Genomic DNA, 17,755 nt, shown 5'->3' with positions numbered 1-17,755 from the left:
GTGATATTATGTGGAAGCAAAAAATGATTCACACGAAACGTGGCACATTCGAGCTTTTTACTAAAGGCAGTGGCGAACCCCTTTGCATTACACATCACTATTCACAATTTAATGAAACGGGTGATTACTTTGCGGATGTTTTTACTGCTACGCATCGTGTATTTCTCATTAATTTACGAGACGCTGGTAACTCGTTAAAAGCCAATTCAGAAAAAGAATTAAGCATGATTGAAACAATCCACGACTTGGAAGCCATACGAGAAGCATTACAACTTCCAACATGGCATTTCGCTGGCCATTCAACAGGTGGTATGCTTGGACTTTTATATGCAATTACGTATCCACATTCCTTACAATCATTAGTCGTAGCAGGAGCTGCAGCAAGTAACTATACCGAAACACCCTTTTGTATTTATCATCCAGCACATCCACAGTTTCATTATATGCAAGAGCTCATCGAAAACTTAAAAAGCCCTCACCTTACAAATGAAGAACGAAAAGAACTAGCTACTAAGAGAACAAAATTATCATTGTATAAACCAGAAAACTACAACTCTTATTTTTGTAAACCAATTAATAAAACAATGTCCGTTAGCCGGATGAATGCTTTCGCCAATGAATATCCTTCATTTGATTTAAGAGAGAATTTACCTTCCATCCAAACAAAGACCCTCATTACATGTGGAAGCCATGATGTACAGTGCCCGATTCAGTATTCTATCGAGATACATGATGGAATACGTAATTCTATCTTCATTCCATTCGAAAATAGCAACCATTATCCTTTTTTAGAAGAAGCTGCTCAGTTTACTTCTACTACTCAAACATTTTATAAATCGTTAGTACCATTATTATTAAGAAAACCTAAACACTGACAAAAAGCTCATAGCCTCTATACGACTATGAGCTTTTTTCAAAAGAAATATTTCACACTAAAAACAACTAAAAAAACAAAAGAAATAACCACTAAACCCACATCAAGTAATACCGACTTTTTATCTCTATCTTTTAAACTTACCTTAGAGCTAGAAATGCTTTTAATTACCCAAAAGATCGCAAAAAAGAACCAACCGAAATGATCATTCGTAGAATCTTCATCATAAAACATTTGTATTGCACCAATAATCAATAAGATAAGTACGATATTAGTTCCAATCTTTAAAGTCTTATTTGATTTATTATCTTTTAATATATCCCCCAACATATAGCTCGCTCCCTATGCTCTCCTCTGTTTTGTTTCTCTTTACATTTTAACATAAATTACCTATTCCTTCCTTTTCATTCGAATAACATACAAAAAACCTGCCAATTACTCGGCAGGTATATTACACGTTAAAACGATAACCAGCTCCCCATACTGTTTCAATATATTGCGGGTGAGCAGGATCTCTTTCAATTTTTTCACGTAGCTTTCTAATGTGGACGACAACAGTGGCTAAATCACCAGCGGAATCTAATCCCCAAATACGTTCAAATAACTGTTCTTTATTTAATACTTGGTTTGGATGTGTTACAAAGAATGTTAATAAATCAAATTCCTTCGTTGTAAATGCCACTTCTTCATTGTTTATAAAAACTTTCCTCGCTCGTTGATCGATAGAAATTCCGTGAATATATAACGTATCGCGTTGCTTACTTACATTTCCTAATAATCTTTCATAACGAGAAATATGTGCTTTTACTCTTGCGACTAATTCACTCGGGCTAAACGGCTTCGTTATATAATCATCCGCTCCTAATCCGAGTCCGCGAATTTTATCTATATCTTCTTTTTTTGCTGAAACAAGTAGAATCGGAATATCTTTTACAGCACGTATTTGTTTACAAATTTCGAATCCGTTCATTTTCGGAAGCATAATATCTAAAATAATTAAATCATAGTCTTCTTGCAGGGCTATTTGTAAACCTGTTTCTCCTGAATGCTCTACATCAACTTGGAAATCATTAATTTCTAAATAATCTCGCTGTAATTCTGCAATACTTACTTCATCTTCTATTAGTAAAATTCTTTTCAATTTACTCACCACATTCCTCTACTTTTTCCAATGAGAAGAAAATGCTTGTGCCTTTACCAAGCTCGCTTTCCGCCCAAATTTCCCCGCCATGTTCTTCAACAATTTGCTTCGCTATTGCTAAACCAAGTCCACTTCCACCTGTGCTAGAATTCCGCGATTGTTCTGCACGATAAAAACGTTCAAAGATATAAGGTAGCGTATCAGATTCTATACCTGATCCATTGTCCATCACTTTCACAATAACTTTATTATTATCACTCGATACTATTACAGTAATTTTCTTCTCTTCTTTATCCATGTATTTCACACTATTATGAATTAAATTTGATATAACTCTATTGATTTTTTCGCAATCAGCCGTTACATATAGTGGTGATGCATGTAATTGTAAGTTAACTTCTATACCTTCTTTACTTAAATCCATTTGCATCTCTTCGATTAACTCTTGCATAAACGTATTCAATTCAACCGTTTCAAACTGAAAGGGAACTCGATTCAAATCGAGCTTTGAGAATAAAAATAATTCATCAATAAGTGTATCCATATGTCTTGCTTTCGTATGGATAGTTGTTAAATACTTATCCATTTTTTCTGGCGTATTTGCTACCCCGTCCTTTATTCCTTCTACATATCCGATAATTGATGTAATCGGTGTTTTTAAGTCATGAGAGATGTTTGAAATAAGCTCTTTTCTATTTTCTTCATACTGTGTTTGCATCTCTATCGATTCTTTTAATCTCTTCCTCATTTCCTCAAATCCTTGATTTAATTGCCCTATTTCATCGTGTGATGTAACTGGTATTTGAAAATCTAAATTTCCTTCTTTAATTTTCTCCGTTGCGCCTTTCAATACAAAAATTGGTTTTATTACACTTCTTGAAACGAGGTAACTTAATAATCCAATGAGTAAAATGGCTAGTAGTAAGAGAGATACAAATAAGATTGGAAATAATTTTTGTGTAAGATCTACAAATGAACTTTGCTTTTTTAATACAAATATACTTCCCTCTTCTTCCTGAGGAAAATAAAAATCAAACTTTACATATCGATAAAATGTATCGCCTAGTTCCGTTGTACCACGACTATTAATATTTGCTGATTCAAATTTCGGAAGGGCTTCTTTTAAAGATACACTTTCAAATACGTTTGAAGCATATGAAAGTGTTTCTCCTTTTCTTACTACTATTTTCACACCCTCTTTTTCTATTGCTGATACAAACGACTCATCTAACAATTGAGATTGATGCTGTTTAGCTGCTGACTTCAACTCAAGATAGGCATTCTCTTCTTCTGGTGTAAGCGGCTTTTGAATATAAGAACTTTTATAGAAATTTTTCACTGCTTCCAAGTCACCTGTTATCGAAAAAACGATTAAAAATCCCGCGACTAATATAAGCGTAATGGAAACGAGGATAACAGCAATATAAGAAAATAAAAACCTTGTTTTAATAGACATATCTTAAATCCTCACTTTATCAAACCTTATTATTTATAAGCATAAAAATATATGTTCAATTACTCAAGCGATTTTATAGTAATTTTAGCGTCAGTTTATAAAAATTTAATGTTCCTATTTTACAGTTGAAATTAGGAGGTTGAAATTCCATGTTCAAAAAAACATTCAGTATGATATGTTGCGTAATTTTTTTACAAGGATGCTCGCAAGAACAAGAAGTAAAAAAGGAGATGGCAAACATGGAGACTGCACTACTAGCAGCTACTGAAAAAAATGAAACGAATACTGTTATATCTTTACTAAAACAAGGCGCAAATATAAATGCGACGGATAGTCAAGGACGCACTCCGCTTATGATTGCTACATACAAAAATGATGTAAAAACCGCAAAGGCGCTTATCAAAGCCGGTGCTGACGTAAATATTCAAGATGACATGAAAAACAATCCCTTTCTATACGCCGGTGCGGAAGGTTACTTAGACATTTTAAAACTAACAATTGATGCTGGTGCAGATCCTACGATTACAAATCGTTACGGCGGAACAGCTCTTATCCCAGCTTCAGAACATGGCTATATTGACGTCATAAAAGAACTCCTCACTCGAACAAATATTGATGTAAATCATGTAAATAACCTGGGATGGACAGCTTTAATGGAAGCCATCGTACTAAGTAACGGAAACGAAACACAGCAACAAGTCATTCGCCTTCTTATTGAGCACGGTGCAGATGTAAATATTCCAGACAATGATGGTGTTACCCCGCTAGAGCATGCTCGCGCTCATCACTTTGAGGAGATAGAGAAGATTTTGTTAGAAGGCCGTAAGTAAAAAGCTAATTTTTGCCTTCCTCCCCCACCCTATGCTACATTTAAGCCGTTACATTACTATTAATAGGGTGGGAATAAACATGAACAAACCTAAAATTGGGATGATTGGACTTGGAAGTATTGCGCAAAAGGCCTATCTTCCAACACTTACAAAAGAAACTGATTGGAATTTTGTAGGGGCGTTTACACCTAACGCAGAGAAAAGAAAACAAGTTTGCCAGCAATACCGAATTCAAGACTTTCATTCTATTGAAATGTTAGCTTCGGAATGCGATGCAATCTTCGTTCATAGTTCAACTGCATCGCATTATGAAATCGTTTCTGAACTTCTAAAAAAAGGGATCGACGTTTATGTTGATAAACCGCTAGCAGCTACAGTGGAACAAGCTGAGCAACTAGTCGAGTTAAGCGAGAAGTATAACCGAAAATTAATGGTCGGATTTAATCGCAGATTCGTTCCTATGTATGTCGCTGCCAAAGAACAGGCTAATGATATTTCATGGATTCGAATTGAAAAGCATCGTACAAATAAAGTCGGGCCATATACGTACGACTTCACTATGTTAGATGATTATTTACACATTGTAGATACCGCTCGCTGGTTAGCTAATGATGACCTTAACGCCGTTCACAATATGATGCAAATCAATGAAAAGAATGAACTTCTTTACGGACATCATACATATACAACTCCAAGTGGACTGTTACTTTCTACTGCAATGCATCGCCATGCCGGTACAAATTTAGAACAAATTGAACTTGTAACGCCAGGGAAAATCATTCGCGTAAAAAATATGAATACATTTGAAATTGAACAGGAAAACTCAGTTTCACAAAGTGGTTCCCCATCATGGGATACGACGTTAAAACAACGTGGTTTTGAAGATGCTGTTCATCATTTTATTAAGTGTGTACAAGGCGATACAAAGCCTGTTGTAGATGGATTAGAAGGATTAAAAACGCAGCAAATGCTACAATCTTTACTAGATGATGTAAACAAAAATTAAAACGGATACATTTTTCAGAATTTACTTTCATTCCCATTCCCTCTTTATTTCTCTCGTAAATTTCTATAGAATATGTTGATAGGAATTATAAATTTCATAATGAATCGTGGAAAGGATGGGATTAACACATGTGGAACGAGTTTAAAAAATTCGCTTTCAAAGGGAATGTCGTTGATTTAGCTGTCGGGGTTGTAATCGGTGCTGCATTCGGTAAAATCGTTAGTTCTTTAGTAAAAGATATCATCACACCATTACTTGGTATGGTATTAGGTGGCGTTGACTTTACAAGTTTACACTTTGGATACGGTAAATCTGCTGTTATGTATGGTAACTTCATCCAAACAATTTTTGACTTCTTAATTATCGCAGCTTCTATCTTTATGTTTGTTAAAGTTTTCAACAAACTAACATCTAAAAAAGAAGAAGAAAAAGAGGAAGAAATTCCAGAACCAACAAAAGAAGAAGAACTTCTTGGCGAAATTCGCGACTTACTAAAACAGCAAAACTCTTCTAAAGATAGAGCATAATTGAACGGATAAAAAGGCATGTCCCGAGGGGACATGCCTTTTCTATATGCTATAACGTTTCCGAATTCATATGAATAAATAAAATAATACCAGCAACCATAAGTACCATGATGCTACCTGCAAATAGTGTAATACCAATAAACATTAAACTTGTGCTCATATCTACTAATACACTTTCAATAAAAATAGAAATTACATACGTGATAAGGGCAATTCCTGCAAGAATACTTCCTGGAACAAATCGCTTTAAACCATTTTGTTTTAACGTCATATATGCAAAAATAGCAGTCATACAAAGCGTAATTATCCAAAGAACGATCATCTCTTTTCCCCCCTCACAAGCCTTTTCTTTCTATTATACATGACATTGCCCTATAATAGTTAAATTTGCACTTATGTGACATATAACAAGGAATAGTCCCACCTATAGCGAAGGCATTATAACATACACTTATACAATAGGAGGCTTTCATTTGGAATATACTACTACATGTAAATTAGAGCTATCCGAACGATTCGATTATGTTACGATTGACTTAGACAAACTGTTTTTTTACATCGAAGTTGTAAATTTACAAAGTAATATAACTGTACTAAAAATATCAATTAACTTGCAAAAAGACGAAACGATGGTAGAGGGAAATACAATTCATTATGATACTTTTCACGTAGATGCATTATTACAAGGATTGAAATATGTTGCTCGAACATGTATTGATCATAATTTAAAAAACCAAAAGGAACTGTTCGCATTTCTAGAAGAAAATTAGCTCCAATAAAAAAATGGTTATTTTTTCTTTTTATTGATATAATTGTTATATAAAAATATTCTTTGTAAGGGAGTGTTCATAATGATTTGGATTTCACTAATTGTATTAGCTTATTTCATCATTCTCGTCCCAATACAGTACAACTACATTAAAATGCTCAAAGAAAAACAGAAAAAAATGAGTGTCTCACAAAACGAACTGTATGACAACATGTCTTATGAAGAATCCCAAGTACATTACCATTATCAAAGTAACGTATTTACAATACCTGCTTCGCTTGTCGCAAGTATTATTTATAAAGTGAAACATGCTGCATAATCTGTACGCTGTAAAATTATTATTTGAGTCCGTTCATTCTGATGAGCCTGATTCTATGAAAATTGATGAGCATTATGAAGAGAATCACGATACACTTTTTGAAGAAAGTATTATTCTTGTTAAAGCAAACAGTTTGGAAGAAGCTCATGCACTAGGTGAACAAATCGCTATACAGTCTGAGCATACGTACGATAATATGTACGGCGAGCAAATAACATGGACATTTCGAAAACTATTGCATGTGTTTGAATTAGACGATACCCCATTTGAAACCGGAAAAGAATTGTATGCAAGATTTTTACACGTTAAGAAAGACGAAATGGTAAATGCAGTCGTACAAAAATACTATCCTGAATACGAATAAAAGCTCACAGCAATCGCTGTGAGCTTTTTTATACTTACTTCGTTGAATCTCTAAATTGGATACGGTGAGGTAAGATAACAGTGTGATCTTCCACTTTTTCTTTGTTCATATACTTTGTTAATAGACGCATTGCTACTGCACCGATATCATACATCGGTTGAACAACTGTTGAAAGCTGCGGACGAACCATTAATGCAAGGCGTGTATTATCGAAACCAAGTACTTCTACGTCAGTTGGTACGTTTAATCCAGCGTCTTGTGCTGCATGGATTACACCTAGTGCCATTTCATCAGAAGATACGAAGATTGCTGTTGGCTTTTCATCATTGCTCCAAAGCTTTTCGAATGCTTCGATACCTGAGTCATATGTGTAATCTCCATCGATTACAAGATTTTCATCATATGAAATACCTGCTTCTTCTAAAGCTTTTTTGTAACCTTGTAACTTCTTCGCGCTTCCCGCTTTATCAATGAAAGGACCAGAGACGAAACCGATACGTTTATGTCCTTGCTCGATAAAGTGCTTCATTGCATCATAAGCTGCTTGTGTATAATCAATATTTACTGATGGCGTTTCATTTTGCTCATCAAATGATGCTGCTAATACAATTGGTACTGGAGATTTTTTAAATTCTTCAATGTGAATGTCTGTAATATCTTCACCCATGAAAACAATTCCGTCCACTTGTTTTCCAAGCATCGTATTTAATAAATGGAACTCTTTCTCTTTGTTTTGGTCAGAGTTACTTAAAATGATGTTATATTTGTACATTGTTGCGATATCTTCAATTCCACGAGCTAGTTCTGCATAAAACGTATTTGAGATATCAGGAATAATAACACCTACTGTAGTTGTCTTCTTACTTGCTAGTCCACGTGCTACCGCATTTGGGCGGTATCCTAAACGATCAATTGCTTCTAATACTTTCTTTCTTGTTGTAGGCTTTACATTTGGGTTACCGTTCACAACGCGTGATACGGTAGCCATTGAAACGTTCGCTTCACGCGCTACATCATATATTGTTACGTTCATCTCATCGCACACTCCTTCTATTTTTGTTATCTATTTTTATGTATCGGTTACTTGAATGAAAAAAAGACATCAACTCTATTTGCAGATGCCACCAATCGTCCCGAGTTCTTCCTTTTACTAATGATACGATAAAAACGCAGGCTCATACAATATTTTCCCGCAAAAGTTTCGAAAAAATTCGCTTCTTTTCTCGTATTTTCGTATTTTTTATGAAAAAAGGGCATTTTTTGTAAAAAAATAGATGTTTCCTTAGTAGAAATCTTATTTTAAGCAGTACGATAGTAAATGAAATTTATATCGGCGATTTTTCGAATATATCAGCGATTTTCCAAATATATCGACCGCAACTCTAATTATATCAGCGATTTTTTAAATATATCAACTTACCAACAAAAATCGACAATGACAGTCGCTATACAATAGGAGAAAGCTGTTCCAAAATGCCTTTTTGGAACAGCTCATTAAAAGTTTTTATAATTTACTTCCAAATGATTTTAATTCATTCATAAAATCATTGAACTGCGGTATATTCATTTGTTGCGCTGCATCAGATAAAGCTACAGCTGGATCTGGATGTACTTCAGCCATAATTGCGTCTGCACCAATTGCCATCGCTGCTTTTGCAGTTGGTAAGAGAAGGTCACGTCGCCCTGTAGAATGCGTTACATCGACAACGACAGGTAAATGTGTTTCTTTCTTTAAAATCGGCACAGCGGAAATATCAAGCGTATTACGCGTCGCTCTTTCATACGTGCGAATACCTCGTTCACATAAAATAATGTTCCCATTTCCCTTTGCCATAATATATTCTGCCGCATTAATGAATTCTTCAATCGTTGCTGATAGACCACGTTTTAATAATACTGGTTTATTCACAGCACCAGCTGCCCTTAGCAAATCAAAGTTTTGCATATTGCGAGCACCAATTTGAATAACATCAACGTAATCTAATGACATCTCAATATCATTCGGATTTAAAATTTCACTAATGACAGCCAAACCATATTCATCTGCTACCTGGCGCAAAATTTGTAATCCCTCTAATCCAAGACCTTGAAAATCATACGGTGAAGTACGTGGTTTGAACGCACCACCACGCATTAATTTCAGACCTTGCCCTTTCATTGCTTCAGCAACTTGACGTACTTGTTCATAACTTTCCACTGCACACGGTCCCATAATAAAATGCTGATTTCCGTCACCAATTTTTTCACCATTAATTTCAACAATCGTATCTTCTGTTTTTTTCTTACGAGAAACAAGTAATGCTTTACGATGATCGTCTTCTTGTAATTCTAAACCAGCTTGAAAAATTTGTTTGAAAATATGTTGTAAAGTCGAAGTTTCAAATGGACCATTATTATTCTCTGCAATTAAATTCAGCATATTTCTTTCACGTACAGGATCAAAACGTTTCACACCTTGTACTTCTTTTAAATTACCAACTTCTTGTACGAGACGACCTCTTTCGTTTAGTAACTCTAATATTTGTAAATTAAGTTGATCAATTTCAGAACGTAAACGACCTAATTGTTGTGATGCCATAAGAAAGCCACCTCTTTCAAATTCCTATATGTTACTTTTTTAAGATAATTTATTATAGCTGATACATATACGATTGTCACACGATATACAGCAAGGAATTACTATCAAAAAACATTATATATTTTCATTTAAAATAAAAAAAAGACAGTTTACATACTGTCTTTTTTTACAAGAAGGAAACAAACGGTTTATCACTGTTTTTCTCTTTTATAATAACGGCCTCAATTTTACTCTCGGACTTGATCTGTAATTGTACTTTCGCATCTTTAGGCAATTTGTCTAACATGCCTTGAGCAGCCAATTGGGTAAGAGCCATTAATTCTGTTTTACCGTTATATTTAATAACAATATTCATATTTAATGTATCCATTTGATCTTTCTTATAAGAAACTTTAGCGTTGACTGGAATAAAATCTCCATTAGAAAAACCTTTTATTTCCTTAGCAAAGTTATTTATTTTTGTATTATCTTCTCCATGTGCTTGTGTAAATTCATCAGAAGGATATGAATACGACTTTTCATCAATTGTACTCCAATTTCCAAGGTTCGTATCATTCTTTTGAACAGTAGCACTAGCAATATACGTACCATTTTTTAAAGAACTAGTACTTTCTTGCTTAAAGATAGCAAACGTAATTGGAGATTTGTTATACTTATCATTTTTGTTAATAGCTTCAATAAGTTGTTTAGCAACTTCAGTCCCTTTAGACATAGCCTCTTCATTCGATACACTTGAAGACATAGCTAAGCCAATCATAACACCAGATAAACTTAATTCATTTGAATTCTGTTTTCCGAAATAGTCTTGTTCTATAATATTCGTCAAAACTGGCGCTTCTACTTTCGCAACTAGTTCATCAATTAGTTTCTCTGGAATATACTGGTTTAATTGCAGTACGTGACTCTCTGTATCAAATTGTTGCGTTGCAATATTTATTAAACCATTTTCATACTCTGCTAAATCTAATTTAGAATTTGTTTTTATATTAGCTGTATTAATAACCTTTTGTTCTTTTAAAGGAATAACAGTTCTATAATAATCTTTAGAAACAGCAGTTCTCGGAATCATACTTTTTTCTTTTGTATCTTTTTGTATAACTTCATCCTTCTTACTAATCGTATTACTATTGTTACTACAAGCTCCCAGTAATAAACTTACGACTGCGAAGGATAATGCCATTTTCTTCATTACTTAAAACCTACTTTCAACAATCTAGTTATTTAGTTTGAACTATTAATAGTGTACCACTAAATATATTTCAACAAAAACAAAAAAAAGAAGCAAGCACCTTTAGCTTGCTTCTTTTTACTTTATATTCTCTTCTAAAGCATCTTTTTTAATATTCCAATGAGATGTATTCCATACTACCATCCCATCTTTTATGTATAACACTTGCGGTGATTCATGTCTAATACTGTATTGTTCTGCAACACGATTTGACACATCTCTCGCATCTTGTACGTATAAGTAATACGCTGGTACTTCTCTTTCTTCGCTGCAATACGCTTGAAATTCTGTGTATGCACCGTGACTAATTGGGCATGTCGTACTGTGCTTAAAAAGAACATACGGCTCGTTCTTTTCTACTAAGACTTCAAGCTCTTCAATTGTTTCAAGTTTTGTCATATTCATCACGATTCACCTCTCATACGAAATCTAGATCGTTTCTCTTTCTTTTCAGCTTTTTTCTCAATTCTTTCTAATTTACGCTCTTCTTTTTCAACCTTCTTCTCTTGTCTCGACGCACGGTAATGATTGTATACTTCAATCGCCGCACTGCTCCACTGTACAACTTGCGCTACTTTATCAGCGTTATTTTCAATTTCGTCCGTTACAGAGTCTGATACATTACGAAGCTTCGTATTTAAAGATTGGATTGTCGTTCCAATCCCATCTACACCCGCTACCACTTTATTTAATGACTGTGACTTCTGTTGAATATCATCAGCTAACGCATTCGTTTTATGTAATAATTGCTCTGTCTCTACGCTAATTCCTTGCATTTGTTTTTCTAAACCTTCTAACGTGCTTGCAACGTTTTCTAACGTCTTCTGAACCGATAACAACGTTCTGCATACATACACTACTAATACTGCGAAAGCAACCGCGATAATAGCCGCACTTACATATAAAAGAACTTGCATTTCATCACTTCCTTTATCTTTTTCATACTTTCCCCTATTATACAATCATTTTCCGTTTCATTCTAATCCCTATCTCATCATTAGAATTTTCATACTTATTCGTTAACTGTAACATAAATCATTCAACAAATTCCACTAAGTAGGTTACAATAGGAGAGGATACATAATTAGTAGGGAGGCTTTACATATGAAAGATCCACGTATTGAAAAGTTAGCATACAATTTAATTAACTACTCTATCCGCTTACAAAAAGGTGAAAAAGTATTAATTGAAAACTTTGGCTTACAAAAAGAACTTGTAACTGCACTTGTAAAAGAAGCATATGCAGCTGGTGGTTTCCCATTCGTCTCTTTAAAAGATCATCAAGTAGATCGCTCTTTATTAATGGGGGCTACTGAAGAACATTTCGAACAAATCGCTGCATATGAAGCAAGCGTAATGAAAGACATGGACGCTTATATCGGCCTTCGCTCTGGCGATAATATTAATGAACAAGCTGACGTTCCAAGTGAGCGTATGAAAGTTCATGGCCAAACAGTTGGTAAAAAAGTTCATAGAGACATTCGCGTTCCAAAAACACGCTGGGTTGTTCTTCGCTACCCAAATGCTTCTATGGCACAGCTTGCTAAAATGAGTACAGAAGCTTTCGAAGACTTCTACTTTGAAGTATGTAACTTAGACTACGGTAAAATGGATAAGGCGATGGACAGCCTTGTTACATTAATGAATAAAACAGATAAAGTTCGTTTAACTGGTCCTGGAACTGACTTAACATTCTCTATTAAAGACATTCCAGCAATTAAATGCTCAGGTCATTTAAACATTCCAGACGGTGAAGTATACTCTGCACCAGTTCGCGATTCTGTTAACGGTACAGTTTCTTACAACACACCATCTCCTTACAACGGTTATACATTTGAAAATGTACAACTTAAGTTCGAGAACGGCCAAATCGTTGAAGCAACTGCAAACGATTCAGAACGCATTAACAAAATCTTCGATACAGACGAAGGCGCACGCTACGTTGGTGAGTTCGCAATCGGCGTAAACCCATACATCTTACATCCAATGGGAGACATCCTATTCGATGAAAAAATCGATGGCAGCTTCCACTTCACTCCTGGACAAGCTTACGACGATGCATGGAACGGTAACAACTCGAACATCCATTGGGACTTAGTATGCATCCAACGCCCTGAATACGGCGGCGGCGAAATTTACTTCGACGACGTACTAATCCGTAAAGACGGGCGCTTCGTTGTACCTGAATTAGAAGCTTTAAACCCAGAGAACTTAAAATAATGAAAAACGCTCGGAATTTTCGCCGAGCGTTTTTTATTTCTTCCCTGCCATTTCTATTTTCACATGTGGATTTTCTTTCTCTATAAGCGCCAAGAATTCATCCATATTTTGCGGCATCGCAACCATATGTACTTTATATGCATTCGTCGTAATTTCAAGAGACTTTCCGACCTGACGTATAATTCTTACATCTTTTAATACAATATCATCATTTAAAATACCGTACTTTAATACGCCATTTTCTACTTTATGTTTTTTAATAAATACTTCCCAAACGAGTGGTACATTTACAATGAAGCATAAACCCATCCCGATCAACGCTGACATCCAATGCGCTTTATTAGTGAAAAGCATGACAATTGGATATATAAACATAAAAACTAACGTAAGACAAACGAAAATGACTACTGACTTACTTCTTTGAATTGGAAAGTTCATACCTACACCCCCTAATCCAAATTATACCACTATTTCCATTTTGGTTCATAGAAAAAGGCCATTTCTAAATGACCTTTTACACAATGTACCTATAAAATTTCTTATCTACCTGTAGCACCGGAAAGTTTTTCGGCAACTCGTCTATACTCACACTTTGAAAACCATTCTTTTCATAAAAACGATGTGCCGCTAAAAATTTTACTGTTGTTCCTAAGTAAATATCTTTCAATTTTTTATCCTCAGCCCATGAAATTGCTGTTTGAAGCAACATATGTGATGCGCCCCATTCTTTTCCGCGAAACTCTTTTTGTACGAACATTTTTCTTAGCGCTACTTGATGATTCTCAATATCTAATAAAGCTACTGTTCCAACTACTTTACCATCATAAATTGCTACCCAAAAGTTTCCGTGATCCTTTTGATAGAATGTTTCTATTTCAAGTAAATCAGGTTGCTCTTCTTTCGTAATTGAAACATTATACTCTTTTTGCTGAATATGAACGATAAGATCTACTACTTCCTCTTGAAACGTACCTTCATATGGAACAATACGAATCTTCTCGTTCATCGAATCTCTTTCCATTCTGAAGCTAGTAAACTATATACAGCGATATCATGAAAATGATCATATAGCCATTCTTCATCTCGTAAAATACCATCTAACTTAAATCCTAAACGTTCTGGAATTGCGCGGCTCTTTGCATTTCCAACACCGCAACGAATTTCAATTTTATTCAGCTTTAAATTTTCAAATGCATAGTGAAATACAGCCTTTACGCTACGCGTCATAATACCTTTCCCGCCAGCATCTTCTGCAAGATAATACCCAAGACTCGTCGCTTTCTTCCCCCAGCTCACCGGATGAATGCCTACCATCCCAACGAGCTTTCCTTTGTAACGTATACCACTTTCAAAACCGTCTCCCTCTGCAAACTTCTTTAACCACATCGGAAAAATTTCATCATAAGCATCAGCAGATTTTGTCCCATCTACCCAAGGGAGCCATTTTCGTAAATGATTACGGTTTTGATCTAATAATTGATATAATTCCTCTTTATGATGTTTTTCTAGTAATTGTAGTTCGATTTCGTCATCTACTCGGAGTGTGAACATGTTTTTTAGTCCCCTTTTTAGTTTTCTTATTATTCTAACACTTATATTTCAAAACGCGTACCAATATATCAACGATTTTTGAAATATATCGAACACAACTCCATATATATCGACGTTTTGACATTAATGCACAACCACGACAACATAAAAAAGACGCACAGCCAAGCTATGCGTCTTTTCTATTATTTCTCTGCAACTTGAACTTCTTTTACGTAAGCCGCTTCGAATTTTTGGATGTCACCTGCGCCCATGAAAATTAGAACGCCGTTTTTATGTTTCTTTAATACATCCGTTGTTGTATCTGTAATTAATTCTGCACCGTCAATACGCTTTTGCAGATCTTCGATTGTTAATTCACCTTTGTTTTCACGTGCTGATCCGAAAATATCACATAAGTATACTTGGTCAGCCTTGCTTAGGCTTTCTGCGAACTCATCTAAGAACTTTTCTGTACGTGAGAATGTATGTGGCTGGAATACAGCGACAATTTCACGCTCTGGATGTTTTTGACGAGCAGCTTCAATCGTTGCATTAATCTCTGTCGGATGGTGTGCGTAGTCATCGATGATTACTTGCTCTCCCATCGGCTTTTCATTAAAGCGACGTTTTACGCCTTCAAAAGTTGTTAATTGATGTTTTACTGCTTCTACATCAACATTTTCATAATGGCAAAGCGCGATTACTGCTAACGCATTTAATACGCTGTGATTGCCGTATCCTGTAATTTTGAACGTATCATAGTACGTGTTACGAACGAATACATCAAATATCGTACCATCTGTTCTCTTTTGAATGTTGCGTGCTTGGAAATCATTATCTTCTCCAAATCCATAGAAAATAACAGGTACTTTCGCTTGAATTTTTTGAAGTTCTTCATCATCTCCACATGCAATAATGCCTTTTTTCACTTGCAATGCCATCTCTTGGAATGCACTGAATACATCATTGATGTCTGCAAAATAATCTGGATGATCAAAATCAATATTCGTCATAATTGCATAGTCTGGATTATAAGACAAGAAATGACGACGATACTCACAAGCTTCAAATACAAAATACTTACTATTTTCTACCCCATGCCCTGTTCCATCTCCAATAAGGTAAGATGTTGGGTGTGCACCTTGCATTACATGGGCTAACAAACCTGTTGTTGATGTTTTTCCGTGTGCACCAGTTACAGCAACACTTGTGTATTGGCTCATCAGGTCACCTAAGAAATGATGGTAACGATGGACTGGGATGTTTAATTCTTTTGCTGCTACGATTTCTTCATGCGTATCAGGAAATGCATTTCCTGCAATAATCACTTGTCCTTCTTCTACATTATTCTTATCAAAAGGAAGGATCGAGATACTACGCTTTTCCAACGCTGTTTGTGTAAAGAAACGCTTTTCATAATCAGACCCTTGAACAGTATGCTTCATATCATGAAGAATTTGCGCTAATGAACTCATTCCTGTTCCTTTAATTCCTACAAAATGGTAAACTGTCATCTTAAAGAACCTCCAACATTTCGAACTAATACAACGGCCTATCTATAAGACAGTATATGAATCTTTTCTTATTTTGGTAATCATCATACATTTTTGATGTAGTGAAGTTATTCTTTCCCTTCACTTATCAGGATAAACTCGTACGTACTTCTTTATATGTCCATAATAAGTCCATTATAGCAAAAAAGAAGCCGCTATACTATGATAACAGAAAAACTGATAGGGTCAATCACCTATCAGTTTTTCTCTCTTTTACATCTCTTCTCTTTTTTCTAATTGAACACGCTCTAAACGTGGGTTTGGACGATATTTACGACCAGCTTTTGCTTCTGGTTTCCCATTTAGTTCTACATTATCACCAGTAAAGCCAATATTCATTTTTAATAAGCTACTTCCTACCCCGTATATGTCAACAGGTACGTTTTGAGCTTCAAATTCACGAATACGCTTCTCATCAAATCCACCAGTTACAACGATGTCTACATGCTGGAATCCTTCTTCATCAAGTGCTTTACGAAGTGCGAATACAAGCGATGGGTTTACACCACGTGGATCGAATGTTCCAAGTACTTCTGGGTGGCGAATAAAGTATTGATCAATCATCGTGCGGGACGTATCTACACGTACACCTTTTAATGTTGATCCAAATTCACGCGCTACGCGAAGTGCATCTGTAATGACATCATTGTTGTAATCAATTAATACAACTAATTCATCTTCTGGGAATTTCTTATGATATGCTTTTGCCGCTTCCACAACATCACCATTAAACATTTGAATTAATGCGTGAGGCATCGTCCCCATACCACTTTTGCCCCACCATTCATTCATCGCATGCGTCGCTTGTGCGCTCATACCTCCGATGTATGCTGCATAACCGTCACCAGCTTGTTGTGTATAATGATCATCACGGTCTCCCATGAAAATAACTGGTTTTTCTTTATCTACGCTACGCGCAGCTTGGACAACGTTATATACGTTTGTCGCAACCGATGTACGACGAGCTAAAATCCCATCAATGACACCTTCTAAAAATCCGAAATTTTCATAAGGACCATGAATTGTTAACACTGTTTCAAATGGACTAATTTTATCGCCATCTTTTAAAGAGTTAATCTCAAGTTCCTCAGGATTTTTAGCGAATGTTTGTAGCAATGCAATTACTTCATCCGTTCCGCAAAGAACTGCATTTTCCTTTTGGAAAAATTGCATCGTTACAACACTTTTCGGGCGAAATTCTTCGATGATTTCTCTAGTCTTTAAAAAGTAAACGGCAGAGAACCAACCTTCTCCAACACGTTCGTCAAATTTAAATGTTTTATTTGTTAGTCTATTTATTTCACCTTTTAATTTTAATTCAATTTCTTTCATGTCGCTTTACTCCCTACTTTACTATCCA

The 17,755-nt window shown here is 35.3% G+C and carries 22 protein-coding genes; 8 read left to right on the top strand and 14 right to left on the bottom strand.

The window, feature by feature from the left end:
* Positions 1-8 precede the first annotated feature (8 nt).
* Positions 9-875 carry an alpha/beta fold hydrolase gene (locus M1D66_RS04130; RefSeq protein WP_086386077.1) on the top strand — a complete coding sequence of 289 codons (867 nt, stop codon included), beginning with the start codon at positions 9-11 and terminating at the stop codon, positions 873-875.
* A gap of 38 nt (positions 876-913) precedes the next feature.
* Here M1D66_RS04130 and M1D66_RS04125 read toward each other — a convergent pair whose 3' ends face one another.
* From M1D66_RS04125 to M1D66_RS04115, 3 genes are all read right to left on the bottom strand, one after another.
* Positions 914-1,204, bottom strand: coding sequence for a hypothetical protein (locus tag M1D66_RS04125; protein ID WP_000900161.1), 291 nt, complete (start codon positions 1,202-1,204; stop codon positions 914-916).
* Between the two features lie 121 nt (positions 1,205-1,325).
* The gene (locus M1D66_RS04120) at positions 1,326-2,015 is read right to left on the bottom strand and encodes a response regulator transcription factor (protein WP_061457777.1); all 690 of its coding nucleotides are present in this window, start codon (positions 2,013-2,015) and stop codon (positions 1,326-1,328) included.
* Between the two features lies 1 nt (position 2,016).
* Positions 2,017-3,471 (bottom strand): sensor histidine kinase, encoded by a 1,455-nt coding sequence (locus M1D66_RS04115; protein ID WP_000023874.1) that lies wholly within the window; start codon positions 3,469-3,471, stop codon positions 2,017-2,019.
* A gap of 149 nt (positions 3,472-3,620) precedes the next feature.
* Here M1D66_RS04115 and M1D66_RS04110 point away from each other — a divergent pair, with 149 nt between their 5' ends.
* The 3 genes from M1D66_RS04110 to mscL all read left to right on the top strand — a co-directional run bounded on the left by M1D66_RS04110 (position 3,621) and on the right by mscL (position 5,834).
* Positions 3,621-4,301: an ankyrin repeat domain-containing protein gene (locus M1D66_RS04110; RefSeq protein WP_000474105.1), complete on the top strand. Its 681-nt coding sequence runs from the start codon at positions 3,621-3,623 to the stop codon at positions 4,299-4,301.
* A gap of 79 nt (positions 4,302-4,380) precedes the next feature.
* A complete protein-coding gene (locus M1D66_RS04105) occupies positions 4,381-5,307 on the top strand; it encodes a Gfo/Idh/MocA family protein (protein ID WP_001039694.1) in 927 nt (308 codons plus the stop codon).
* A gap of 128 nt (positions 5,308-5,435) precedes the next feature.
* The gene (gene mscL, locus M1D66_RS04100) at positions 5,436-5,834 is read left to right on the top strand and encodes a large conductance mechanosensitive channel protein MscL (protein ID WP_000267011.1); all 399 of its coding nucleotides are present in this window, start codon (positions 5,436-5,438) and stop codon (positions 5,832-5,834) included.
* A 49-nt stretch (positions 5,835-5,883) separates the two neighbouring features.
* On the opposite strand, the gene M1D66_RS04095 is transcribed toward mscL, so the two are convergent.
* The gene (locus M1D66_RS04095; protein WP_242555011.1) at positions 5,884-6,156 is read right to left on the bottom strand and encodes a DUF3917 domain-containing protein; all 273 of its coding nucleotides are present in this window, start codon (positions 6,154-6,156) and stop codon (positions 5,884-5,886) included.
* A gap of 151 nt (positions 6,157-6,307) precedes the next feature.
* On the opposite strand from M1D66_RS04095, the gene dhp61 reads away from it, so the two are divergent.
* From dhp61 to M1D66_RS04080, 3 genes are all read left to right on the top strand, one after another.
* Positions 6,308-6,604, top strand: coding sequence for a protein Dhp61 (gene dhp61, locus M1D66_RS04090; protein WP_046393028.1), 297 nt, complete (start codon positions 6,308-6,310; stop codon positions 6,602-6,604).
* Between the two features lie 81 nt (positions 6,605-6,685).
* Positions 6,686-6,922, top strand: coding sequence for a DUF3949 domain-containing protein (locus M1D66_RS04085; protein WP_000637902.1), 237 nt, complete (start codon positions 6,686-6,688; stop codon positions 6,920-6,922).
* Between the two features lies 1 nt (position 6,923).
* Positions 6,924-7,286 (top strand): DUF4288 domain-containing protein, encoded by a 363-nt coding sequence (locus M1D66_RS04080; RefSeq protein ID WP_242284905.1) that lies wholly within the window; start codon positions 6,924-6,926, stop codon positions 7,284-7,286.
* A gap of 34 nt (positions 7,287-7,320) precedes the next feature.
* Here the strand turns inward: M1D66_RS04080 and ccpA are convergent, their stop codons facing one another.
* The 5 genes from ccpA to M1D66_RS04055 all read right to left on the bottom strand — a co-directional run bounded on the left by ccpA (position 7,321) and on the right by M1D66_RS04055 (position 12,009).
* The gene (gene ccpA, locus M1D66_RS04075; RefSeq protein ID WP_001103297.1) at positions 7,321-8,319 is read right to left on the bottom strand and encodes a catabolite control protein A; all 999 of its coding nucleotides are present in this window, start codon (positions 8,317-8,319) and stop codon (positions 7,321-7,323) included.
* 471 nt (positions 8,320-8,790) lie between these two features.
* Complete coding sequence (locus M1D66_RS04070; RefSeq protein ID WP_242555010.1) at positions 8,791-9,864, bottom strand: bifunctional 3-deoxy-7-phosphoheptulonate synthase/chorismate mutase; 1,074 nt, start codon at positions 9,862-9,864, stop codon at positions 8,791-8,793.
* A 166-nt stretch (positions 9,865-10,030) separates the two neighbouring features.
* A complete protein-coding gene (locus M1D66_RS04065; RefSeq protein WP_000738025.1) occupies positions 10,031-11,053 on the bottom strand; it encodes a CamS family sex pheromone protein in 1,023 nt (340 codons plus the stop codon).
* A gap of 117 nt (positions 11,054-11,170) precedes the next feature.
* Positions 11,171-11,497: a bacillithiol system redox-active protein YtxJ gene (gene ytxJ / locus M1D66_RS04060; protein WP_001057469.1), complete on the bottom strand. Its 327-nt coding sequence runs from the start codon at positions 11,495-11,497 to the stop codon at positions 11,171-11,173.
* On the bottom strand, positions 11,497-12,009 hold the full coding sequence (locus M1D66_RS04055; RefSeq protein ID WP_001197720.1) for a DUF948 domain-containing protein: 513 nt from the start codon (positions 12,007-12,009) through the stop codon (positions 11,497-11,499). The genes ytxJ and M1D66_RS04055 overlap by 1 nt, the downstream gene beginning before the upstream one ends.
* 187 nt (positions 12,010-12,196) lie before the next feature.
* On the opposite strand from M1D66_RS04055, the gene M1D66_RS04050 reads away from it, so the two are divergent.
* Positions 12,197-13,312: an aminopeptidase gene (locus tag M1D66_RS04050; protein WP_000654729.1), complete on the top strand. Its 1,116-nt coding sequence runs from the start codon at positions 12,197-12,199 to the stop codon at positions 13,310-13,312.
* Positions 13,313-13,345: 33 nt separating this feature from the next.
* Here M1D66_RS04050 and M1D66_RS04045 read toward each other — a convergent pair whose 3' ends face one another.
* The 5 genes from M1D66_RS04045 to M1D66_RS04025 all read right to left on the bottom strand — a co-directional run bounded on the left by M1D66_RS04045 (position 13,346) and on the right by M1D66_RS04025 (position 17,727).
* Positions 13,346-13,750 (bottom strand): PH domain-containing protein, encoded by a 405-nt coding sequence (locus M1D66_RS04045; RefSeq protein ID WP_001010642.1) that lies wholly within the window; start codon positions 13,748-13,750, stop codon positions 13,346-13,348.
* 76 nt (positions 13,751-13,826) lie between these two features.
* Positions 13,827-14,318, bottom strand: a complete 492-nt coding sequence (locus tag M1D66_RS04040; protein WP_113304066.1) for a GNAT family N-acetyltransferase — start codon at positions 14,316-14,318, stop codon at positions 13,827-13,829.
* A complete protein-coding gene (locus tag M1D66_RS04035) occupies positions 14,315-14,863 on the bottom strand; it encodes a GNAT family N-acetyltransferase (protein ID WP_242555009.1) in 549 nt (182 codons plus the stop codon). Before M1D66_RS04035 ends, M1D66_RS04040 begins: the two co-directional genes overlap by 4 nt.
* A gap of 182 nt (positions 14,864-15,045) precedes the next feature.
* Positions 15,046-16,356 carry a UDP-N-acetylmuramate--L-alanine ligase gene (gene murC, locus M1D66_RS04030; protein ID WP_000219468.1) on the bottom strand — a complete coding sequence of 437 codons (1,311 nt, stop codon included), beginning with the start codon at positions 16,354-16,356 and terminating at the stop codon, positions 15,046-15,048.
* A 252-nt stretch (positions 16,357-16,608) separates the two neighbouring features.
* Positions 16,609-17,727, bottom strand: a complete 1,119-nt coding sequence (locus M1D66_RS04025; RefSeq protein ID WP_000658370.1) for a nicotinate phosphoribosyltransferase — start codon at positions 17,725-17,727, stop codon at positions 16,609-16,611.
* Between the last annotated feature and the right edge of the window lie 28 nt (positions 17,728-17,755).

The organism is Bacillus sp. PK6-16, from assembly GCF_056530295.1.
This window is presented reverse-complemented; position numbering and strand designations above follow the sequence as displayed.